This is a genomic window from Hahella sp. KA22, from assembly GCF_004135205.1.
GTDB lineage: Bacteria > Pseudomonadota > Gammaproteobacteria > Pseudomonadales > Oleiphilaceae > Hahella.
The window spans coordinates 6,814,974-6,836,319 of sequence record NZ_CP035490.1; the positions used below are offsets into that span (position 1 = coordinate 6,814,974).

The 21,346-nt window shown below is 47.2% G+C and carries 21 protein-coding genes; 13 read left to right on the top strand and 8 right to left on the bottom strand.

The annotated features are described in order from the left end of the window. The first annotated feature begins 18 nt into the window (after positions 1-18). From EUZ85_RS30305 to EUZ85_RS30325, 5 genes are read left to right on the top strand one after another with little or no spacing between them, the layout of a single operon-like run. On the top strand, positions 19-1,656 hold the full coding sequence (locus tag EUZ85_RS30305; RefSeq protein ID WP_127973806.1) for a class I SAM-dependent DNA methyltransferase: 1,638 nt from the start codon (positions 19-21) through the stop codon (positions 1,654-1,656). Continuing rightward, positions 1,646-2,905 carry a restriction endonuclease subunit S gene (locus EUZ85_RS30310; RefSeq protein WP_127973807.1) on the top strand — a complete coding sequence of 420 codons (1,260 nt, stop codon included), beginning with the start codon at positions 1,646-1,648 and terminating at the stop codon, positions 2,903-2,905. The genes EUZ85_RS30305 and EUZ85_RS30310 overlap by 11 nt, the downstream gene beginning before the upstream one ends. Positions 2,906-2,920: 15 nt before the next feature. Further along, positions 2,921-5,056: an AAA family ATPase gene (locus EUZ85_RS31780; protein WP_127973808.1), complete on the top strand. Its 2,136-nt coding sequence runs from the start codon at positions 2,921-2,923 to the stop codon at positions 5,054-5,056. Beyond that, positions 5,049-6,062: a DNA-binding protein gene (locus EUZ85_RS30320; RefSeq protein WP_127973809.1), complete on the top strand. Its 1,014-nt coding sequence runs from the start codon at positions 5,049-5,051 to the stop codon at positions 6,060-6,062. Before EUZ85_RS31780 ends, EUZ85_RS30320 begins: the two co-directional genes overlap by 8 nt. Before the next feature lie 16 nt (positions 6,063-6,078). After that, positions 6,079-6,546 (top strand): type II toxin-antitoxin system death-on-curing family toxin, encoded by a 468-nt coding sequence (locus EUZ85_RS30325; protein ID WP_127973810.1) that lies wholly within the window; start codon positions 6,079-6,081, stop codon positions 6,544-6,546. Between the two features lie 136 nt (positions 6,547-6,682). Here EUZ85_RS30325 and EUZ85_RS30330 read toward each other — a convergent pair whose 3' ends face one another. Further along, the gene (locus EUZ85_RS30330) at positions 6,683-7,369 is read right to left on the bottom strand and encodes a hypothetical protein (RefSeq protein ID WP_127973811.1); all 687 of its coding nucleotides are present in this window, start codon (positions 7,367-7,369) and stop codon (positions 6,683-6,685) included. 555 nt (positions 7,370-7,924) lie between these two features. On the opposite strand from EUZ85_RS30330, the gene EUZ85_RS30335 reads away from it, so the two are divergent. Both EUZ85_RS30335 and EUZ85_RS30340 read left to right on the top strand, forming a co-directional pair. Further along, positions 7,925-8,977, top strand: a complete 1,053-nt coding sequence (locus tag EUZ85_RS30335) for an ImmA/IrrE family metallo-endopeptidase (protein ID WP_127973812.1) — start codon at positions 7,925-7,927, stop codon at positions 8,975-8,977. After that, positions 8,978-9,457, top strand: a complete 480-nt coding sequence (locus EUZ85_RS30340; protein ID WP_095500538.1) for a PIN domain-containing protein — start codon at positions 8,978-8,980, stop codon at positions 9,455-9,457. 132 nt (positions 9,458-9,589) lie between these two features. On the opposite strand, the gene EUZ85_RS30345 is transcribed toward EUZ85_RS30340, so the two are convergent. The 4 genes from EUZ85_RS30345 to EUZ85_RS30365 form a co-directional block, all read right to left on the bottom strand. Next, a complete protein-coding gene (locus tag EUZ85_RS30345) occupies positions 9,590-9,928 on the bottom strand; it encodes a hypothetical protein (RefSeq protein WP_127973813.1) in 339 nt (112 codons plus the stop codon). 1 nt (position 9,929) lies between these two features. Then, the gene (locus EUZ85_RS30350; RefSeq protein ID WP_127973814.1) at positions 9,930-11,186 is read right to left on the bottom strand and encodes a site-specific integrase; all 1,257 of its coding nucleotides are present in this window, start codon (positions 11,184-11,186) and stop codon (positions 9,930-9,932) included. A 351-nt stretch (positions 11,187-11,537) separates the two neighbouring features. Next, positions 11,538-12,404, bottom strand: a complete 867-nt coding sequence (locus EUZ85_RS30360; RefSeq protein WP_127973816.1) for a YicC/YloC family endoribonuclease — start codon at positions 12,402-12,404, stop codon at positions 11,538-11,540. Between the two features lie 259 nt (positions 12,405-12,663). Further along, on the bottom strand, positions 12,664-13,044 hold the full coding sequence (locus EUZ85_RS30365) for a hypothetical protein (protein ID WP_011400037.1): 381 nt from the start codon (positions 13,042-13,044) through the stop codon (positions 12,664-12,666). A 281-nt stretch (positions 13,045-13,325) separates the two neighbouring features. Between EUZ85_RS30365 and rph the strand changes: the two genes are divergently transcribed. Beyond that, positions 13,326-14,042, top strand: a complete 717-nt coding sequence (rph, locus tag EUZ85_RS30370) for a ribonuclease PH (protein WP_127973817.1) — start codon at positions 13,326-13,328, stop codon at positions 14,040-14,042. An 88-nt stretch (positions 14,043-14,130) separates the two neighbouring features. Here rph and EUZ85_RS30375 read toward each other — a convergent pair whose 3' ends face one another. Next, complete coding sequence (locus tag EUZ85_RS30375) at positions 14,131-14,904, bottom strand: exodeoxyribonuclease III (protein ID WP_127973818.1); 774 nt, start codon at positions 14,902-14,904, stop codon at positions 14,131-14,133. Positions 14,905-14,985: 81 nt separating this feature from the next. Here EUZ85_RS30375 and pyrE point away from each other — a divergent pair, with 81 nt between their 5' ends. Continuing rightward, entirely contained in the window at positions 14,986-15,633 is a 648-nt protein-coding gene (gene pyrE, locus EUZ85_RS30380; RefSeq protein WP_011400040.1) for an orotate phosphoribosyltransferase, read from the top strand. On the opposite strand, the gene EUZ85_RS30385 is transcribed toward pyrE, so the two are convergent. After that, entirely contained in the window at positions 15,630-16,409 is a 780-nt protein-coding gene (locus EUZ85_RS30385) for a sulfite exporter TauE/SafE family protein (RefSeq protein ID WP_241566900.1), read from the bottom strand. The genes pyrE and EUZ85_RS30385 overlap by 4 nt on opposite strands. A gap of 83 nt (positions 16,410-16,492) precedes the next feature. On the opposite strand from EUZ85_RS30385, the gene EUZ85_RS30390 reads away from it, so the two are divergent. Further along, entirely contained in the window at positions 16,493-17,137 is a 645-nt protein-coding gene (locus EUZ85_RS30390; protein WP_127973820.1) for an ABC transporter ATPase, read from the top strand. A 67-nt stretch (positions 17,138-17,204) separates the two neighbouring features. Here the strand turns inward: EUZ85_RS30390 and EUZ85_RS30395 are convergent, their stop codons facing one another. Beyond that, positions 17,205-17,579, bottom strand: coding sequence for a hypothetical protein (locus EUZ85_RS30395; RefSeq protein WP_127973821.1), 375 nt, complete (start codon positions 17,577-17,579; stop codon positions 17,205-17,207). Between the two features lie 367 nt (positions 17,580-17,946). Here EUZ85_RS30395 and EUZ85_RS30400 point away from each other — a divergent pair, with 367 nt between their 5' ends. The 3 genes from EUZ85_RS30400 (at position 17,947) to EUZ85_RS30410 (ending at position 21,322) form a co-directional block, all read left to right on the top strand. Further along, complete coding sequence (locus EUZ85_RS30400; protein ID WP_127973822.1) at positions 17,947-19,233, top strand: MgtC/SapB family protein; 1,287 nt, start codon at positions 17,947-17,949, stop codon at positions 19,231-19,233. Positions 19,234-19,264: 31 nt separating this feature from the next. Then, entirely contained in the window at positions 19,265-20,605 is a 1,341-nt protein-coding gene (yegQ, locus tag EUZ85_RS30405; RefSeq protein ID WP_127973823.1) for a tRNA 5-hydroxyuridine modification protein YegQ, read from the top strand. Positions 20,606-20,836: 231 nt separating this feature from the next. Then, positions 20,837-21,322 carry a fibronectin type III domain-containing protein gene (locus EUZ85_RS30410; RefSeq protein WP_127973824.1) on the top strand — a complete coding sequence of 162 codons (486 nt, stop codon included), beginning with the start codon at positions 20,837-20,839 and terminating at the stop codon, positions 21,320-21,322. Positions 21,323-21,346 lie beyond the last annotated feature (24 nt).

A 21,346-nucleotide genomic window follows, 5' to 3' on the forward strand; every position in this document is an offset into this window, starting at 1 on the left:
TTAGGAAGTAAAAGTCCAATGGTTGAATTAGAATTTCAGCAAAAAACCAAAACCCTGATTGATAGCTTAAAAAGCATCTGTGCCAATTACGGACTAGGTAACGACGGTAATGAATTTAAGATCATTACCCAAACCTTTTTGTATAAGTTTTTAAACGATAAATTTGCCTTTGAAGCGAAAAAGCTCGACGACACTATCGCTAAAGCTGAAAAGTGGGAAGAAGCCCTAGCAGCCATGAGTGAAGACGACTTCGACATGCTGCAACTGCAAATGGGCGGCGACACCGCACGGCTAAAACCGCAGCACTTTATCAGCTACCTGTTTAGCCAACAAAACGCACCTGACTTTGCCAAGCTGTTTGACGATACCTTAATCGACATTGCCATTACCAATAACGATGTGTTTGCAGTAAAAACCGATGGAGGCGCAAAAGTGGTGCTGTTCGACCGCATCAGCCAATACATTGCCGACGATTCCAAACGCGATGCCTTTTGCCGCGCTATTATCAATAAACTGGTCGAGTTCAGTTTTGAGCGAATTTTTACGCAAAAATTCGACTTCTACGCAACTATCTTTGAATACCTGATCAAAGACTATAACAGCAACTCCGGCGGTAAATACGCCGAGTATTTTACCCCTCATGCAGTAGCACGCATTATGGCGGAAATCCTAGTGCCACAAGATCAACGCGGCACTGTGCGTAATGTTAGCTGTTACGACCCATCAGCAGGTTCGGGTACGTTGCTGATGAACGTGGCACACGCCATTGGTGAAAACCGCTGTAGTATTTACACCCAAGATATTTCGCAAAAATCCTCTAACCTGCTGCGGTTAAACTTAATCTTAAATAACTTGGTGCACTCAATCCCGAATGTGATCCAAGGTAATACGGTACTGCACCCCTACCATAAAGATGGCAAAGAGCTTAAACGCTTTGACTATATTGTCTCTAACCCACCGTTCAAGCTGGATTTTAGCGATTTTAGAGATGAGCTAGACAGCAAAGAAAATAAAGAGCGCTTTTTTGCAGGAGTTCCTAAGGTTCCAGGCAAGAAAAAAGAAGGGATGGCGATCTATCAATTGTTCTTACAACATATCATTGCCTCACTCAAACCAAACGGCAAAGCAGCTATTGTCGTTCCTACTGGCTTTATTACAGCGGGAACAGGAATTGATCCTAAAATAAGAAAACATCTCGTAAATCATAAAATGCTGGCTGGTGTGGTTTCTATGCCATCGAACATCTTCGCCACCACCGGCACGAACGTATCCATTCTGTTTATCGATGCCAGTAACGATGGCGATGTAGTACTGGTGGACGCCTCAAACTTGGGTGAAAAAGTCAAAGACGGAAAAAACCAAAAAACCGTATTAACACCAGCAGAAGAACAACAAATTATTGATGTGTTTAACACCAAAGAAACCATCGAAGATCTTTCGGTAGCGGTGAGTTATTCCGACATCGTAGCCAAGAATTACTCATTCAGTGCAGGTCAGTATTTCGATGTTAAAATCGAATACTCCGATATAACTCCAGAGAAGTTCTCCGAAAAAATGCAGGACTTTACCAGCAATTTAGATAACCTGTTTAGCCAGTCACGTGATTTGGAAACTGAGATTAAAAAGCAGTTAGCGGGGTTAAAGTATGATCTTTAATTCGTCTAAATATAATGCTGATTGGGGTACACAACCGTTATCTGCACTAGGTAAGTTTCAAAGAGGAAAGTCACGACACCGTCCACGAAATGATCCTAAGCTTTTTGCTAATGGCTCATACCCGTTAGTGCAAACAGGAGAAGTTAAAGCGGCCAATTTATATATCCGTTCTCATGAGGCTAATTATAATGAATTTGGCCTTTCACAAAGTGCAATATGGCCTGAAAATACACTTTGCATAACAATTGCAGCAAATATTGCGGAAACCGCTCTATTGGGTTATCCGATGTGCTTTCCTGATAGCGTGGTAGGTTTCAATGCTAATCCTGAAGAGTCATCTGAACTCTTTATGCACTACGTGTTTACATACATTAGAAAAGCAATTCAGAATTCAGCTAGTGGTAGTATCCAAGACAATATAAATATTGAGTATCTCACTGGTCTACGGTTCAAGGTTCCTGTCAAAGATTACCAAGATAAAATCGTCGCGGTTTTGTCGGTTCTAGACCAAAAAATCGAACTCAACAACCGTATCAACGCTGAGCTGGAAGCCATGGCTAAAAGCTTGTACGACTACTGGTTTGTGCAGTTCGACTTCCCCGACGACACACCAGAAGGCCAAGGTAAACCCTACAAAACCTCCGGCGGAAAAATGGTCTTTAACCCAACTCTTAAGCGAGAAATACCGGAGGGGTGGAGCGACAAAACGCTATCTGAAATAGCGAACATCACTATGGGTCAATCCCCAGAGGGGAGTTCGTATAATGATGAAGGCGTTGGAACCATTTTTTATCAAGGTTCTACGGACTTTGGTTGGTTGTTCCCTACCACACGCCAGTACACGACAGCGCCTAGCCGCATGGCCAAGAAAGGCGACATACTGTTAAGCGTTCGTGCACCAGTAGGTGATATGAACATTGCTAATACCGACTGCTGTATTGGTCGAGGTTTAGCAGCATTAAATAGCAAAACTGGCTCTGACGGTTTTCTGTTTTATGTGATGAAGTATTTCAAACAGATTTTTGACCGTCGAAACTCCGAAGGTACAACCTTTGGCTCTATCACAAAAAACGATTTGCATTCGCTGACACTTGCTTATCCAACTTCGGATTTGCTCAAAAAGTATGATGAGATCGTTACGAATTACAACAAAATGATATTTGAGCGAAGCCTCGAAAATAGAGAGCTAATAGCTCTCCGCGACTGGCTCCTTCCAATGCTAATGAATGGCCAAGTCACTGTGAAATAATTTAAGGATGGCGATATGGACATTGAAATTAAAAACTGTAACAACATCACGATGGCCAAAGTGGCTATCGTGCCGAGTAAGTTGAATATTAAGTTTGCTCCGAATGGAACCGGTAAAAGTACAATTTCTAAAGCCATCCAATATGCAGTAACAGATGACGAAAAAGCGCTTGCTGATCTTTTACCCTTTAAGTTTCGCAGCGAAAATGTAGATGATATCCAACCCGATGTGCTTGGTATTGAAAATATCAAAAGTGTTCTCTGTTTTAACGAAGAGTACGTGAATAAGTTTACTTTTAAGCCTGAAGAGCTCGTTAGCAATAGTTTTGATATTTTTATACGTACAGATGCTTATCAAAAAAAAGAGCGAGATATAGAAACCTTTACCAGTTTAGTTAAGCAACAATTTGCGAACAACACAGAACTGGAAGCGCTTTTATCAAATTTAAATGAATTGTCACGGGCATTTAAAGTTACCGCCAGTGGTGGTTTGGCCAAAACATCAACCGGTGCAAAGGCGCTCTCTAGTTCAAATAAAATTGACCATATTCCTGATGGATTACAACCTTACCAACCCTTTATTCAAAGTTCAAATTGTGTAAATTGGATTGATTGGCAAGCTAAAGGGCATAAGGAATTTTCTGGCTTATCAGATTCTTGTCCTTTTTGTACAAGTGATGCGGCAAGTAAGAAAGATCAAATAGCAAATGTAAGCAAAGAATACGATAAAAATTTAATTAAAAACCTTGTGAGTGTTATTGATGTTATCAATAAGCTTGGTGAATATTTTTCAGATGCAGCAAGGAAAAATCTAGATGTTATTAAATCGTTAAAAAACGGGCTCGAAAAAGAGCATGAAACCTTTATAGTAACTGTGAAATCACAGATTGACGACTTGGTAGCCAAACTGGAAAAACTCAAAGGCTTAACAGGATTTGATTTCAATGAAGGAGAAAATGTTAAACAAAAATTGCAGGGTTATATAATCGACCTTCAGTTCTTCGATACTTTAAATTCGGTTAAAACCAATGAAACAATATCCACAATAAATTTATCAATTGAACAGCTACTAAAGCAAGCAGGCCCTTTGCAAGGAAAAATTAATCTTCAGCGCAAAGAAATGAAAGAATTAGTTGAAAAGCATCAAACTGATATTAATAATTTTCTTACATTTGCAGGTTATCGCTACCAGGTCGCAATTGTTGGTGAAGGCGAACAGGCGCAGTTAAAATTACGACATATCGATAATTCGACTCATCTTAGCGGTGGAGATCAGCATTTAAGTTTTGGTGAACGCAATGCCTTTTCAATAGTACTTTTCATGTATGAATGCCTAGCTAAAAAGCCTGATTTAGTAATACTTGATGATCCGATATCGTCTTTTGATAAAAATAAAAAATATGCAATTTTAGAGATGTTGTTTCGCCGAGATGCTAGCGATTGTTTAAAAAGCAAGACAGTATTGATGCTTACTCATGATGTTGAGCCTATTATTGATACTCTAAGGTCGGTACGTCGGAAGTTTAGTAACCAAGTTTTTGCGTCGTATTTATGCTTACGAAGCGGGGAAATTAAAGAGCAGCCTATTTCTAATGAAGACATCAAAACCTTTGTTCAAATTTGTGAAAATGTATTTTCGTCTGAAAGTGACCCAATTATAAAATTGATATATTTGAGACGAAGATATGAAGTGCTAGATGAGCTCGATAATGGGTATGAAGTTCTATCGAATGTGTTTAAAAAACGAGATGATCCAGAAGATTTTCGCATTCCTAGAAATGCAGAAGGGCTAAATACGCCGCTATCAAGTATTGATTTAAGTACTGGTATTAGTGATATAAAACGCTTTATTTCTGAACTTCCAAGTGATTATCTATCCTTAGTTACTCTGTTCAGTAATGACGAGAAAATAAAAAAGCTGTATCTACAAAGCAATAATGGCTATGAAAAACTACAACTGATTAGAATTTTGTTAAATATAGAGGAAGTTGAAAATTCGGTGATTAGAAAATTCATCAACGAAACTTATCATATTGAAAATGAGTTTATATTTCAGCTTGACCCAACACGCTTCGACCTTATTCCCGAGTACGTTGTGGATGAATGTGACAAAATTTTAGAAGAATTCAGCGAGGGGAGCTCGAATGGCTAAAGACCTAACCGCTTCATCACATGACCGCCAAAATATCCTTAACAACCGCTACGCGCTGCAACAAGCCGAGCAGCACTTGGGCTTGGGGGGTGTGACCTTTGAAGGTGAAACGGTATTTACCAAGGCACAGGTGGTTGCCTTGTATGACGTTACAGACCGTACTATTGAGCGCTACTTATCCAGCCATGCCGATGAGTTAAAATGCAACGGCTATCAGGTGCTAAAAGGTAAAAAACTAAAGGAATTCAAAGGACTAACTTCTGGTACCGACATCAATGACGGTACCAAAACCACCGCGCTGGGTTTGTTCAGTTTTCGTGCAGTGCTCAACATAGGGATGTTACTAACAGAAAGTGAGCCCGCACGCCTTTTGCGTTCACGTCTGCTCGACATTGTACTGGATGTAATGGCTGAGCGTGTGGGTGGTCATACTAAGTTTATTAATCAGCGTGATGAAAATTACCTTGTCTCTGCTCTGCAAGAAGAAAACTACCGTCGTCAGTTCACTGATGCATTGGATAAGTATGTAGAGGTCAATAAATGGACGTATGGACGCTTTACTAACCTCATATATCAGAGCATTTTTCATGAAAACGCGACTGAATATAAAAAGGTTTTAAACCTAGCAACGAAAACCAATATCCGCGAGACCCTATATTCAGAAGTGCTTAATCTGATTGCCAGCTACGAATCAGGTATTGCTCATGAACTAGAGCAAGCTAGCAATAAATTAGGCCGCAAACTTTCGCAGAAAGAGGCGGAGAGCCTGTTTGCGAGTTTTGAAAGTCACCCTCTGTTCAAACCGCTGATTTTGGATGCCAGAACTAAAATGGCCAGCCGCGATTTGTGCTTCCGTGATGCCTTGCATGAAAAGCTGGAAGCTTATATTCAATCGGTACCCGAAGCTGATTTTGATCGCTTCTTAGGTGAGAAGAGCCGTTCTTTGGAAGAGCAATTGAGTGATCCAGAAACATTGGCTGTACTCAAACGCTTGAAAGATCGATAAGCAAAGGAATGTGGCTATGAGCGATTCTACAGACACAGGCTTACGGTTCTTCTATTTCGATGTAGCGCATGCGATTAGCGTTCACGATTGGATCATAGAGCATTCTGGTGGGCTAGCAGGCACCAAGGACGTTGGTCAGTTAGCAAGCCCGTTAGAGCATATACAAAATGACGGGTATTACCCAGAAATTGAGGACAAGCTGACTCACTTGGTATTCTCCATTAATAAAAACCATGCTTTTAATGATGGCAATAAACGATCATCGTTGGTGTTAGGCGCTTATTTCCTTGAATTAAACGGTTTTGACTATGTGGTAAAGCGCTTTGCCAAAGAAATGGAAAACATCGTCGTTTGGGTTGCAGATAACGTGATCGACAAGGATCTATTACGTCAGATCATCAGCTCAGTACTTTATGACGACGATTATCCGGAGTCGGTTAAATTGGCTATATTTGAAGCAATTGAAGCAGCAAAAGATTACTAACCATTTCGTGGATCATCACGAGATGGTACGTATAGATGGCCATTTTGCATTGTTAATATTAAAATCGTACTAACAACACCCCTCCCGCTACCCGTTAGATCGGCGCCCTGTGAGGGGTTACTCGTTTTTAAGGCTTCTAATTTTTGCTACCGTAATCAGTTACGGCACCAAAATTAGCTTCCATCCACACATCATTCTCCGGCCCACAAAGGTGGTGTAGCAGCGCTAGGTTGATCTGGTGGCTGATCACGTTGCCGTTTCGTTTTTGGCTTTCTTTTCTCAAACCTCTCAGTAATAACCCCATGCATGATTTGCCCATTTGCCCCGGCGAACTGGGCAGGCAAAAGGCGCGGTTTTGCTGTGTGGGGTGCAAGGTAGTGCACTTTCCTGTTTTAGATAAAGGCGAAATGCACCAAAATATACAGCCGTTGGCGGGAGTGTTTGCTTGTAATGTTCTGGTTTGGCTCGTGTCATCCCTATATGTAGGTAACAAATGTGCCGGTAACAAAACCAACCCGCCTTGCGCGTGGCCATCAACCTCAGGTAAAGGTAGCCAATAGAGGTTTGGCCATTGCTCGGGGCTTTGCCATTTTTCTACAATCACTTGTGCGCCAATGCTATTTAGCCATTGGTGAATCGGGCAGCCTGGGTGCGCTTGTTTAACGCGTGGTAACTGAAAGGTCAGCCAGCGGGTTAAGCGTTCGGCTGCATTATCGCACTGGCTTAGTGCTGGGTAGAGGGTAAACGCGCCATGCCCAACCAGTAAAGCGACCACCTGCTGTATCCATTCTCTATCCAAATCGTTAGCACTTGCCCATAACACGTCACTTATCACCTTGTTGGTTCGTCATGCCGTCTATTTTCAGTCGTCGAGTGCAGAGTCAGTGGTGAATTAGATGAAAGAAATGGCCATCAAACTCACCAGTCAAATCGGTTTTTTATGATGACCTGTGCGCGGCTAACTGTTTGAAATACATAGTCCAATACCGCGCTGTTTGGCGGCATTCAACTAGTGCAAAAAAATCGAGACGCCAAACGATCGTTTGCATTCTGGGTTTAAAAAATCAAACGGTTTGTACTTTGATGCCGAGGTTGGTTTAGGGTACGAAAAGTGCCAAACCTTGCTTTGAGCCAGTAATGGCAAGGCCTACCAGCGTTGGATTTCAATCGAGAAGCCAAACAGTAAATGGGCTAATTTCCCTGTTTGGCGTTTCGATCCAAAAGCCAAACGGATAGTGGTTTTGGCGTATGGGGGTAAAGGCATGGGGAAGTGTGTGCGCGAACACGCGAATGATTGCCCTGTAAAACCAATCGACAAAAACGCCAACTTGGTTTATATTTTTAAAGTAATTTTATTTTTCATAAACCAGAGGTCTGTATGATTGGAGAGCGCATAAAACGAGCCCGTGCAGCCGCTGGCCTGTCGATGCAGGCCTTGGGTGAGCAAGTTGGTATTAGTGCCAACATGGTTAAAAAATACGAGCACGACCAGAGTATGCCTTCGTCGGGAGTTTTACTTAAATTGGCGACAGCTTTGTCGGTTCGTACTGAATACTTCTTTCGCCCAGCACAGGTGACTTTGGGTGAGGTGGAGTATCGTAAAAAAGCCTCAGCTTCAGCTAAGTTGCTAAAGAAGATTGAGTCTGATGTGGTTGACCAAGCAGAGCGCTGGTTAGCGCTTAAAAATGTATGGCCAAACTTCCCGATAGCGAGTTTTAACTACCACCCCGACGTTCCTGTTGTAAGTACTTTAGACGCAGTAGAGCAGGTTGCCGCCAAAGTCCGTACTGATTGGCAGTTAGGTATGAATCCATTGCCAGACTTAATCGACTTGCTTGAGTCTAAAGGTATTTTGGTGATTGTCAGTAACGTACCCCAAGCCGATAAATTTGATGGGTTACAAGCCAAAATATCAGGGCAGCCAATTGTTGTTGTGTCTTCTCATTGGCCTGGTTGCCGCCAGCGGTTCACATTGGCGCATGAGCTTGGCCACCTTGTTTTACATGGCTTACTCGATGAATCCCTTGACGAAGAGATGGCCTGCAACCGCTTTGCTTCTGCGTTTTTACTGCCCGAAGTAGGCCTTTTTCAGCATCTAGGAGAGCGACGTTCGAACATAGACCCCAAAGAGCTATATTTCCTGAAACACGAATATGGCTTAAGCATGGCAGCTTGTTTGTATCGCAGTGCCGACCTTGGTGTGATCACCGAAGAGAAAAAACGCCAAATATTTATACAGTTCTCAAAAAACGGTTGGCGTAAGCAAGAGCCTGGGAATCCTTATCCACAAGAGCAGACATTATTGTTTGAGCAGTTGGTTTATCGTGCATTGGCAGAGGGAATTGTTAGTGAATCGAAAGCCGCTGAGCTGTTACAGATGTCAGTGATGGCATTGCATAAGCAACGCCAAATGTTGGCTGAGGCTGTTTAAATGTATTTGTTGATCAGTGATGCCAATATCCTCATTGATCTCGAAGAAGGCCAATTATTAGGCGTCTTTTTCAATTTGCCTTACCAGTTCAAAGTTCCAGATGTGTTATTCCACGAGGAGCTAAGCGATCAACATGGCTATTTACTCGAGTTAGGGTTGTTGTTGGGAGAGTTAAGCCCTGAGTCTATGATGTACTCATTTGAACTGAGGCAAAAGTATGCTGGCCCTAGCATGAACGATTGCTTTGCACTTGCGTTGGCGAAACAAGAACAGTGTCCATTGCTAACTGGGGATATGGCGCTTAGGAAGGCGGCTGAAAAAGAAGCGATATTAGTTCAAGGTACGCTATGGGTTGTTGAGCAGCTCGTCACCCATGGTGTATTGTCAGTTGAAGAAGCCCAAGCTGCCTACGATAAAATGGCAAAAGCTGGTCGTCGCTTACCTTGGGCGCTTGCAAAGCAGCGTTTAACCCAATTATAAACTTTGCATAGCCCCAATTGCCCCATTCCTTGGGGCAGTTTAATTTCCTCTTATTCACCCTCTAAAGCTCGGCATATCAAGTGTTGCCCCATTGTCCCAACTGCCCACGGTAAGTGAGCAAATGGGGGCTTGTTAGTTTCGCCTGATAGGCCTTTTCGGCATGCGGCTGCGTTTGCCATCGAAAAAGGCCAATACTCTGAACCAATAGAGTGATTCTTCATACCCCAAGCTGTGCGTTGGGCGTGCAGGCGGGATGACCCCCAGTTTGCGTCCTAAACTGACAATCACGTAGAACATGAGCTTTAGCATCAGCCAAGGAGCGAGTACCACGAATACCATCAGGCAATGCCGAGTAAGTGCGTAGCCTATACCATGAGGTTGTTCGAGTAAGGCAATGCCAATACACCAACCAAGGCCTGCCAGCATGGCTATTGGAAAGGTAATGGGGGCAAGTCGCATCATAAATTGCATGTTAGCGCCCTCCTGCGTGCTGTTGCGAATGTGGCTCAAAGTTCACCAATGGTTCAACCACATCAGCCACGGTTTGATGGGCAATTCGGCGCTCTTCAAAGTAATCGTGGCGGTCGTAGATACCCTCAACGCCTTTTAGCTTATGGTTTAGACAGCGTTCGGCTACGTTGCCTGCAATACCCAAAGAGGCGGCAAGGCTGCGAAAGGTGCGGCGCAAATCGTGTACGGTGAAGTGTTCAAGTTTGCCCATTTTATTGGGAGGCTGTTTTTTGCGCCCAGGCTCGCGACCAAAGAGTTTAGAAATGGCCCGGTTTAGCGTATCAGGCCCCATATGCGGACGATGGCTTGCTCGTCTGGCTGGGAAAACATAAGGCGATCCACAAGCGCGGATTTGCAGCTCGTTAAACCAGGCAATGGCTTGGCGCGGTAAAGGAATGCTAATTGGCACGCCGGTTTTGCTGCGTTCTTTGGGCAGATCCCATACGCCCGTGGTTAAATCCATTTCACGCCACATGGCTTCGCAAAGTTCGCTTTTGCGTACGCCCAATACCAAAAAAAGACAGCAAGCGAGGTAGTTGTCGCGGCCAAAGCTATTGATATGGGTATGAAACACGCTAAAGGCGTAGTGAATTTCCTCTTTGCTAAGCATCCTGTCTTTACTGGACTCCACGCCACCGGCATCGTCTACGGTAAATGCTGCGGCTGGGTTGTTCAGCGTTAAGTCGAGCTTTATCGCATGTCGAAACAGCTGCTTCATGTACATCAAGGTATCGTTGGCAATGGTAGGGCGGTTACTTTCTCGAATGCGCTCTAATACTTCGCGCACATGTGTGGGGCGCACAGCTTGGATAGGAAGTTGACCAATCACTGGTGCAATTTCTTTGGTAAAAACACGTTTGGGTATATTGGGGTGCTTTAACCGGCGACTTAAGTCTTTGGCATACCAGTCTTGAAACAGCTGGCTGACATTTTGGATCTCTGGGATGGTTTCAATAGCGCGAATTGCTAATGGATCTTCACCTTGCTGAAGTTGTAGCTGCATTTTAGACGATTCAAGTCGAGCCTCTGCTAAGGTCATGCTTGGATATTGACCGAGCGTGGCTTCTCGTCGTCCGTTTAGGCTGGTATACCTTAGCATCCAATACGGCATGCCAGATTTTCTTACGCAAAAATATAGGCCATTACCATCACTGTATTTTTTGTTTGCTGCTGCGGTGCGAGCATAAGATTGCACCTGAGTTGCGGTTAGTTTTGCCATCGTTTGTTACTCTATATTCCTAAGAAATCGTTAAAATTTGCTCACCATTGCCCACCACTGTTTGTTTATCGATTGGTTCGATAGTTGAGTGATTGAACAATCTGCAAGCAGCACGATAAGTGGAGATGGCATAAGGCGGTGGTGAGATAGATGCAAAAATCTGCTCACCAGATACCTTGACTTTTTGCTTATTGTGTCAAAAAAACAGGTCTTGCCCACCATTTTGCCCACCACTTAAACAGCAACTGGTAACGGACATCTGCAAACCGATTTGGACGGGAAAAATAAAAAAGCCCTGTATTTACAAGCAAATAACAGGGCTTCTAAGACATTTTTGGACGGGTGAAAAAACTATTCGATGTTTTGGATCTGCTCTCGCATCTGCTCGATCAGCACCTTCAGCTCTACAGCGAACTGAGTGGTTTCTGTGACCAGGGATTTTGAGGAGAGGGTGTTGGCTTCGCGGTTGAGCTCCTGCATCAGGAAATCCAGGCGACGGCCCATCGGTTCTTTTTTACCGAGGACTTCACGCACTTCATGGACATGGGCGTCGAGGCGATCAAGCTCTTCCGCCACATCCGCTTTTTGAGAGACGATCACGAGTTCCTGCTCCAGACGGGCGCTATCCACCGCCAACTCCAACTCTTCGAAGCGGGACTTCAGGGCTTCGTTCTGACGCTCCAGAATGATTGGCATTTTTTGACGCACGCGGCCGACAATATCGGTGATCGCCGTCAATCTGTCTTCCAACATGGGACGAATGCGATCGCCCTCTCTTTCGCGGGTTTTCACCAGGCTTTCCAGAGTCTGTTCGAACAAGTTCACGGCTTCTTCTTTCACAGGGTCCAGATCCGTCTCCTCAGACACAAGCACACCAGGCCAGTTGAGAAAGTCGAATGCGTTGATATGCGCGGGGTTATCCAGAATGCGATTGATCTGATTGACCGCCTGATTCAGTTCGTTGGCGAGCCCCAGATTCACCTGATAGGAAGGCGTCGCCTGCGATTCCTGCTGAAATTTAAGCTGACACTCCAGTTTGCCTCTCTGCACATACTGGCGCATCGCCTCCCGCAGAGCGGGCTCAATTTCCCGTAAGACTTCAGGGATTCGAAACATGGGTTCCAGATAACGGTGGTTTACCGAGCGCACCTCCCAAGTGAGCACACCCCATTCTCCTCTGGATTCCTGCCGTGCGTAAGCAGTCATACTACGAATCATAAAGTCTCCAATCGCGATTCCTGAATGTTGAAAAAGACGGCGCGCCGACTTTCCGTGATGAGCAATACAGCCGGCGGCAGGTATATTATTTTCGGCGGTTCAGGTTGCTGCAGCGATAGGTGAACGGCATGACGCCTTGCGCCGTCGCGGAGCCTGAGCCGGCCTCACTGAATAATAGTCGTTTAAATTAGATGCAGATAGTCAGAGATGGCGATCCTGCCGGACCGCAAAATATGCAGCGTTTTTAGCGCAAACCAGATTACCAGTTATCTACCTGCCCCCTGTCGAATACCTTACCGCTAGCTACCGACGAATGCCAAATAAATATATTTTCCCGATAAACGTGAGTGCGCTTGCTGATTGCTTCCGCCAGCGCTTCGAACATCTGGTGAACTTTACCTGAATCGATCATGTCCGCCGTCAGCAGCTGAACCTGAACCGGATGGCTGTGGGTTTCCTGTAATCCGGCCACCCTGCCTTGATGAGCGTAATGCCCTGGTGAAAGGTATTCCCAGGTGATATACACATTATCGACGTTGATATTTACGCTTTCCGCAAACTCCTTACTAATTCCCTCCAGCACCCTCGGCAAATCAGTGTCATGAGCTAACGGTAGCGACTTAATTTTAACTACCGGCATATAACCTCCTGAAAGGTTAACTCAATGAATTTTTCGGAATGGAAAATCGCCCCGGAATAGATGAAAAACTCGGCGCCTCCTCAATCACAATAGCACAAGATCCGGGCCCCATTCATGCGCTTATTGGCTCTGGCGCAACTATTTTTCAACACGCATCACAGCCCTGTTCCCTACCCAAACAGGCGTTGTTTTGTGGCTTGCAAATCATGTCGTTCACTTATTCATATAGGCCTATCGTGCTACAATCCGCCCCCACATGAATCAAAGAGAGCCAATGCATTATGAGACCCAGCGGAAGACAGCCCGACCAGACTCGCGACATTAAGATCACCAAGAACTACACGAAACATGCGGAAGGCTCCGTGCTGGTCGAGTTCGGCGACACAAAAGTCATCTGCACCGCTACAGTAGAGAACGGAGTACCCCGTTTCCTGCGTGGAGAAGATCAGGGCTGGATCACGGCCGAATATGGCATGCTGCCCCGCTCTACAGGCACTCGCAATCAGCGTGAAGCCGCCAGAGGCAAACAGGGCGGTCGCACCCTGGAAATCCAACGTCTGATCGGTCGCTCCCTGCGCGCAGCGGTGGACCTGAAGAAAATGCCGGATATTTCCATTACTATCGATTGCGATGTGATTCAAGCTGACGGCGGCACACGCACTGCCTCCATTACTGGCGGATTCGTCGCCATGGCGGACGCCATCAACAGTCTGCTCGCCAAAGGCCAGCTGAAAAACAACCCGATTCTGCACAAAGTCGCCGCTATTTCCGTAGGCGTTTACGAAGGCGTCCCTGTTGTGGATCTTGATTATGATGAAGATTCCAAGGCGGAAACGGACATGAACGTCGTCATGACGGATCAGGATGGATTTATTGAAGTCCAGGGAACTGCGGAAGCAGCGCCATTCTCAAGCGCGGAGCTGACGGCGATGCTGGATCTGGCCGGCAAAGGCATTCGCCAGTTGTTTGTGGCCCAAGAAGAAGTGCTACAAAGTTAGAAAGAGAAGTGGGCGGACGGCGCCGCAGCGCCGACTGCTTGACCGCGTCCCGCCAGATAGGCGGGGCGGGGCTTAGACAAAGCCCGCCCTAGAAGTCTACGTCGTAATCAACGATTAACGGCGCGTGATCGGAGAACCGGGTTTCGGTATCGATCCAGGCCCGTTTGATAGAGCTGCGCAGCCCTTGCGTGGCGATCTGATAGTCTACCCGCCAGCCCGAATGCTTACGCCAGCCTTCCGCTGATTCCGGCCACCATGTGTATTGGTTCTTTTCCCGGTTGATCTTGCGAAATGCGTCTACATACTGCATTTCATCAAACACCTGATCAAACCAGGCCCGTTCCTGCGGCAGAAAACCGGACACTTCCAAGCGGTGATAGCGGGGATTGGCGTCCGTCACCAAGTGAGCAGTCTGGAAATTACCGCAGAAAATAAACTGCCGACGCTTACGCAACGTTTTCTGCAGATGATTGCCGAAAGCTTCCAGATACTCTTCTTTAGCCTGTTGTTTTTCGTCATCCATCAATGCGCAGGGAACCATCAAAGAAGCAATGCTGACAGCGTCGAAGTCGGCCTGAATAAAAGCGCCGTTCATATCCGCCGGAGCATAGGAAAAGCCCATCATGATGGCTTTGGGAATCTGTCGGGTATAAATGCCGACCCCACCGTCTTCAAGCTTTTCCGCATCTAGAAAATAGGGCTCATAGCCTTCGGGACGATATTTGTCTTCGTCCAACTCATAAACCCGCATCCTGTGGTCCTGCACGCAAACGACGTCAGCGTCCTGGCGCGCCATCCACTCGAAGAATCCCTCTCCGACTGCGCGCTTCAGTCCGTTTACGCTGATTGTTACTACCCTCATAGATGTTACCTATAAAAATTTGCGTGTATGATACCTAATTCATATTTACTGCAAAAGAATCCAAGGGCTAAAGAAACTCTTATGCACGACTATCAAAAAGCGTTTATTGAGTTCGCCATTCAGCGTGAAGTGCTGAAATTCGGCCAATTTACACTTAAATCCGGCCGCAGCAGCCCGTACTTTTTTAACGCCGGATTATTCAATACATCCACAACGTTAGCGCAAATCGGGCACTTTTATGCGGCGGCCTTAACTTCCAGCCCACTGCAATACGACATGCTGTTCGGGCCGGCTTACAAGGGCATTCCCCTGGTTTCCGCTCTCGCCGTTACGTTGGCCAACGAAAAAAGCATGGACGTTCCCTACGCCTTTAATCGCAAAGAAGCCAAAGCCCATGGCGAAGGCGGCGTCATCGTTGGCGCTCCGCTGAAAGGCAAGGTGCTTATCGTGGACGATGTAATTACTGCAGGCACAGCCATCCGTGAAGTCATCTCGATCATCAAGGCGAATGGCGCGGAACCCGCTGGCGTGCTCATCGCTCTTGACAGGCAAGAGCGCGGACAGCATCAGTTGTCGGCGATTCAAGAGATAGAGCAAAACTACCAGATTCCCGTCACAGCTATTATCCAGCTAGATCAAATTCTCGAGTTTCTTAAGTCTGACCCGCACTTTTCCGACAACTATAAGCAGGTTGCCGAGTATCGTGCCGTTTACGGCGTGCAAAGTTAATTCGTAACTTCCACTAAACGTAAATCAGGCAGCCACCCGGCTGCCTTGAACATCAGACTGAACCCGACCAGTATCGTCAGCACTTCAAACGCTCGCTTCACCATTGCGCTGCCTTTGGCGATGGACCAGTGCGCGCCGAGATATCCTCCGGCCAGAGCTCCTAATATCAGTGGGATTAGCCAATCCCAGCGCACTTCCGTCTGTAGCGCCAGAGAAAGCGCGCCCGCACCATTCCAGAAAACGCCAACCAGAACCAACGTGTACGCCACCGCCCCTTGATAGCTTAGCCCGAACCACACAATCAGCCACAATGTAACGAACAAACCTGTCCCGGATGTAATTGAGCCATTCAATGCGCCAATCCCGAACAGCCCAAGCGCTCCTACCGCATATCCCAATGTAGAGCGGTTCTTGCTGTGCGCCTGCATGCCCAAGTGCGGCGAACGCATGGAATAAACTCCCAACCCGGTTGTTAAAAGTCCCAACGCCATTTGCGCCGCATTATCGTCAACCCCCAGAATAACCTGAGCGCCCAGTAAAACGCCTGGGAGTCCCGCCGCCAGAATAAATAACGCAAAACGCCAATCCAGCCCTTTCTCCCTCAGATGGCGAAATGACGCCCCCACGCCCAAAGCGACGCTTGCTACTTTATGAGTAGCCAAAGCCACAGAGAAACTCAAGCCCAAAAACAACAACGCAGGAAGCTGCAGCAAACCAGAGCCGCCACCAGCCAAAGCGGATAGTCCGTTGGCAATTAATGAAATTATGAATAACATTATAAAAGTCATGCTAATTCCGATATGACCTTTAAACCCACTAATCAGGGGTTACCCAAGCGAAGTAACCATAATATAACTACATGATGCCATTAAAAAAAATCAGGGGAGCAAAGATTGCCGCAGGCGTACTGCTCTGCTTGATGTCGCTAACATTCGTCCAGGCCGAAACCCTATTTTATCGATACAAGGACCAAAACGGCACATTAGTGTTAGGGAACTCCGTACCACCGGAGGCGGCAAAAAAGGGTTACCAGATTGTTGATGCATTCGGTCGTGTAATCAAGGACATCCCCCCCGCATTGACCCCGGAACAAATTATCGAGCGTGACCGCAAGTTGGCGGAGAAAGCGCAAATGGAAGAGGAAGTCCGCAAACAACGCGAGGCTGATGAACTCCTCCTGCGGCTTTTCAGCCACCCCGATGACGCCGCCCGCGCCCGCGATCGCAAACTGCAAGAACTGGACGGGCTAATTAGCCTCAAGCGCAATAATATTGAGGTGCTGGAAAAGAAGGTGGCAAGCCAGGAATCTCGGGCGGCGGACGCAGAAAGAGCGGGACGCGCAGTGCCACAGGATTTACTGGATGAAATTCAGCGAGACGCCAGCCAGATACAACGGCTACAGAGTGAAATCGCCGCGCATGAAAAGGATCGTGAAGAAACAACCGCTGAGTACGCTCAGAAAATTGAGCGCCTGAAATTCCTGCTTGAAAAAATAAACAACTGATCCACTTTTCCGCCTCACCTAACCAAAAGAGCGCCAATCGGCGCCCTTTTGTTAAGAGTGCTAACTCTTAGGCTGCAGCTTCTTCCTCAGTAGTCTTAGAGGCCGGCTTTTCTGCAGTTTTTGTCGTTTTCTTAGCCGCGGCTTTGGATTTTTTGGCCTCGTCATCGCTGTCTTTTTCTGCGCCTTCGATCTTGGCCACCAGGTCCGCAGCAAAGTCGTTTACACGCTGATTCCAAGCGCGGAACGAAGAGTAAACGTTATCCAGCATTTGATCGTGCATTTCTCGCACGGACTTAACGGACAAATTCTTGGCTTCCTGCTCTATTTTCTCCGCGTATTCGAAAGGTTTCGCAGCAAGAGTGCGATGCTGCTCTTCTACTGTTTTGATTCCTTTTTCTACAGCGTCCTGAATTTGCTCCTGATATGACTTGAGCTTGCCCATCTTTGGTCTCCTACCGGTTTACTTTGAGATAAGGAACCCAGTTCCTTGCCTTGATTGCGCCCTCAAGATACGTGCAAAAATTAGAATAATCATACTAATCCAGGCCCCTTAAACAGGGGCTGAAAGGCAATTTGATCTACCTCAGAAAACCCTGAAAAAAATCCATTTACACTAGAGTTTGTCGTCGTTTCAGCACGGACGCGACCCTGTTAGCTATACTTTTTAAGACAAAGCCATTTATCAAAAACACCGCGCGCCATTGATGAATATGACAGTTCAATTCCGCCCTCTTAATGGCTACCACTCCAACCCGTTTCACGCCTTTTTGAAGCGGCGTTGAGCCGCTGCTCTCCATCCTTCCGCCAGCATGAACAGTCTGATTGACGCGCAATATCCGCTACCCCATCTAGCCATGGCGCTGCTGCTTGGATTGACCATCGGCATACAGCGCGGCTGGGTCAATCGCAACGAGGAGGCCGGACATCGGGTTGCAGGGGTAAGAACATTCGCCTTAATTGCGCTCCTGGGGGGATTGGCTACTTGGCTGGGCGAACAAATAGGGGAGTGGGTGCTGGCGGCGGGCATCATCGCCCTGGCGCTGATCCTTATCGCCGCTTATGTCACCAGCCAGAGACAACGTCTGGACATGAGCATCACCAGTCTGATCGCCTCGATGCTGACTTTTTTCTATGGCGCTTTGTGCGTCATGGGAGAGTTTTCCGTTGCGGCCACCATGACGGTAGTAACCGCCATATTGCTCGACCTCAAGCCAGAGTTGCACGGGTTTCTGAAAAAGATACGAGATGAAGAGCTGGACGCCGGGCTCAAGTTATTGGTGATGACCGTCGTCATGCTGCCAGTACTGCCCAACGAAGGGTTCGGCCCGTGGGGCGCTATCAACCCCTATGAGGTTTGGTGGATGATCGTTTTGATCAGCGCCATCTCCTTTGTTGGCTATTTCGCAGTCAAAATAGGCGGCCCCTCCAAAGGAATCTTGATAACCAGTTTATTCGCAGGCTTGAGCTCCTCTACTGCGCTAACGCTACATTTGTCGCGGGTAGCGAAAGATAATCAGGAACATGCGCCGCTTCTGGCGTCAGGCGTGTTGATCGCCTGCGGCACTATGTTTCCGAGGCTATTGCTGGTTATCTATATCGTCTACCCACCGCTGGCTTACGCACTTACCCCTCCTTTCGCCCTCATGGCCCTCTGCGTATACGCCGCCGCGTTTTATTTCTGGCGCAGCCATTCGGGAATAACAATTGAGCAGCCCGATCTCAAACAGAACCCGCTGGAAATATCCTCCGCTCTGTTCTTCGGCTTTCTGCTGCTCCTCATCATGTTACTGTCCAATGCCCTGCACGAGTGGTTGGGAGCCAGTGGCGTCTACGCTCTCAGCGCCATATCCGGGCTTAGCGATGTGGACGCGATCAGTTTATCTCTAGCCCGACTCGCCAAAGAACCAGAGAAAGTGGCGTTACTGGTCGCCGCCTGGGGCATTTTTATCGCCGCTTGCAGCAATAGCCTGGTCAAGGCGGGTCTCGCATGGACCATCGGCAATCGTCCGTTGGGAATCAAAGTAGCGGCCGCCCTCGCTGCTTCCGGCGTTGCGGGACTGGCCATTTTGCTGCTGAGCCCGATACAGATCTATTAATCACCAATCAACCGACAACGAAGTAAAAGCTATGAACAAACCTGAACTCCTGGCTCCGGCCGGCTCACTCAAACACATGCGCTTTGCATTCGCTTACGGAGCCGATGCGGTTTACGCCGGCCAGCCTCGCTACAGCCTGAGAGTGCGGGAGAATGATTTCAATCTCGCCACGCTGGCCGAAGGAGTCGAAATAGCGCGGTCACAAGGCAAAAAGTTTTATGTCGCCGCCAACATCGCCCCCCACAACAGCAAAGTAAAAACCTTTCTGGACGATATGGCTCCTGTAGTTGAGATGCGGCCAGACGCACTGATCATGTCCGACCCAGGACTGATTATGATGGTTCGCGACAAATGGCCGGACATGCCAATTCACCTCTCCGTGCAGGCGAACGCCGTCAACTATGCCGCTGTAGAGTTCTGGCGCCGACAAGGGCTGGAGCGGGTAATACTGTCGCGGGAGTTGTCTTTGGAGGAAGTCGCGGAGATCAAGGAAAAGTCCCCGCAGATGGAGCTGGAAGTTTTTGTGCATGGAGCCCTGTGCATCGCTTACTCTGGGCGCTGCCTATTGTCCGGCTACATCAATAAGCGCGACCCTAATCAAGGTACTTGTACAAATGCCTGCCGCTGGAAATACAACGCCATTCCAGCAACCCAGGATGACGCAGGCAATATCACTCCACAGACCTGGGAGCCAGCGCAATCTCAATCATGCAGCTCGACGCTGGGCGATGGCGGAGTCACCTCAGAAATGTTTCTGTTGCAGGAAGATGGTCGACCAGATCAGCTGATGCCCGCCTTTGAAGACGAACATGGCACTTACATTATGAACTCCAAAGACCTTCGCGCCGTGCAACATGTGGAGCGATTGTGTCGTATCGGCGTGCACTCTTTAAAAATCGAGGGGCGCACCAAATCTCATTATTACGTCGCCAGAACGACGCAAGCATACCGCCAGGCTATTGATGACGCTGTGGCTGGCGCACCGTTTAACATGGCGCTGATGGACGATCTGGAGAAGCTCGCGCACCGGGGCTATACCGAGGGCTTTTACCGACGCCATGTGCATGACGAGTATCAGAATTACGCAAATGGCACGTCACTGTCCGGCAAACAACAATTCGTCGGCGAAGTATTGGAATACTCTCCAGAAAATGGCCAGGCCTTGATTGACGTAAAAAACAAAATATCCATTGGAGACTCCGTCGAAATTATGACACCAAGTGGAAATATGAATTTTATTGTCAAAAAAATGGAAAATAAAAACGGACAAAATATTGACGTCGCCCCCGGCTCAGGACATCGCATTCGTCTGGCATTGCCGGAAAACGCACCGAGTCGCCTAGACTTCAGCTTACTCATGCGAAACCTCTAGCCGCTCACCTTTAACGTGATAGACCTTTAAGCCTAGCCACATGGAAGTATGGCTATCAAATCCAAGTCGAATTATATTTTTGTGGGTAGTTAGTCACGAATTGATCATAAAAAGATAGCGTCGCGTCCGAATGTCGACTTTACTGAGCAATCAGTTCCTTTCTAAAAACTAGAAAGTCAGATGTTTTGACAATTATTAAGCCGTTTATCCGAAAGACTTCTTAAAATCGCCATGAAGATAGAATTGCTTGGCAGCGAAACCTTGCTTCGCGCCCGGAAGCTTATTGCATTTTTGTTTTTAGGAACCGTTGTTGCGACGGGTTCCGGTTGCAACCTGTCCGACTCGATAAGTGGAGACTCCCCAAAAAGCGCCGCACATAGCGGAGACGCTACACAGGGAGATGACTCTTCGTCGTCTAACCCCAGCGCGGGAGTACAAGGGCCGATTACGCCCAAAACTCTTTCCTGGAACACGCCCTGGACTCGTGAAGACGGCTCTTCCCTCGCCCTTAGCGAAATTGCCGCATACGAAGTGGCCTATCGCAACCTTTCCGAAGGCGACGATGGGCGCGTAGTGATAGATGACGTTGGCGTCACCTCATTGAAGCTGTCGGGGTTCGCTTCGGGCAAATACGGTTTTAAGGTAAGAGTGATTGATTATGATGGCGTGGCGAGCGACTACTCTCAGGAAGTCACCGCCACTCTGAATAACGGATAGTTTTACTCACCCCCAGCAACGCCA

Bases quoted from the DNA above. Each gene is read 5' to 3' on its own strand.
- EUZ85_RS30305 (WP_127973806.1), top strand. From the start codon at position 19: ATGGTTGAATTAGAATTTCAGCAAAAAACCAAAACCCTGATTGATAGC.
- EUZ85_RS30310 (WP_127973807.1), top strand. From the start codon at position 1,646: ATGATCTTTAATTCGTCTAAATATAATGCTGATTGGGGTACACAACCG.
- EUZ85_RS31780 (WP_127973808.1), top strand. From the start codon at position 2,921: ATGGACATTGAAATTAAAAACTGTAACAACATCACGATGGCCAAAGTG.
- EUZ85_RS30320 (WP_127973809.1), top strand. From the start codon at position 5,049: ATGGCTAAAGACCTAACCGCTTCATCACATGACCGCCAAAATATCCTT.
- EUZ85_RS30325 (WP_127973810.1), top strand. From the start codon at position 6,079: ATGAGCGATTCTACAGACACAGGCTTACGGTTCTTCTATTTCGATGTA.
- EUZ85_RS30335 (WP_127973812.1), top strand. From the start codon at position 7,925: ATGATTGGAGAGCGCATAAAACGAGCCCGTGCAGCCGCTGGCCTGTCG.
- EUZ85_RS30340 (WP_095500538.1), top strand. From the start codon at position 8,978: ATGTATTTGTTGATCAGTGATGCCAATATCCTCATTGATCTCGAAGAA.
- EUZ85_RS30345 (WP_127973813.1), bottom strand. From the start codon at position 9,928: ATGCAATTTATGATGCGACTTGCCCCCATTACCTTTCCAATAGCCATG.
- EUZ85_RS30350 (WP_127973814.1), bottom strand. From the start codon at position 11,186: ATGGCAAAACTAACCGCAACTCAGGTGCAATCTTATGCTCGCACCGCA.
- EUZ85_RS30360 (WP_127973816.1), bottom strand. From the start codon at position 12,404: ATGATTCGTAGTATGACTGCTTACGCACGGCAGGAATCCAGAGGAGAA.
- EUZ85_RS30365 (WP_011400037.1), bottom strand. From the start codon at position 13,044: ATGCCGGTAGTTAAAATTAAGTCGCTACCGTTAGCTCATGACACTGAT.
- rph (WP_127973817.1), top strand. From the start codon at position 13,326: ATGAGACCCAGCGGAAGACAGCCCGACCAGACTCGCGACATTAAGATC.
- EUZ85_RS30375 (WP_127973818.1), bottom strand. From the start codon at position 14,904: ATGAGGGTAGTAACAATCAGCGTAAACGGACTGAAGCGCGCAGTCGGA.
- pyrE (WP_011400040.1), top strand. From the start codon at position 14,986: ATGCACGACTATCAAAAAGCGTTTATTGAGTTCGCCATTCAGCGTGAA.
- EUZ85_RS30385 (WP_241566900.1), bottom strand. From the start codon at position 16,409: ATGTTATTCATAATTTCATTAATTGCCAACGGACTATCCGCTTTGGCT.
- EUZ85_RS30390 (WP_127973820.1), top strand. From the start codon at position 16,493: ATGATGCCATTAAAAAAAATCAGGGGAGCAAAGATTGCCGCAGGCGTA.
- EUZ85_RS30395 (WP_127973821.1), bottom strand. From the start codon at position 17,579: ATGGGCAAGCTCAAGTCATATCAGGAGCAAATTCAGGACGCTGTAGAA.
- EUZ85_RS30400 (WP_127973822.1), top strand. From the start codon at position 17,947: ATGAACAGTCTGATTGACGCGCAATATCCGCTACCCCATCTAGCCATG.
- yegQ (WP_127973823.1), top strand. From the start codon at position 19,265: ATGAACAAACCTGAACTCCTGGCTCCGGCCGGCTCACTCAAACACATG.
- EUZ85_RS30410 (WP_127973824.1), top strand. From the start codon at position 20,837: ATGAAGATAGAATTGCTTGGCAGCGAAACCTTGCTTCGCGCCCGGAAG.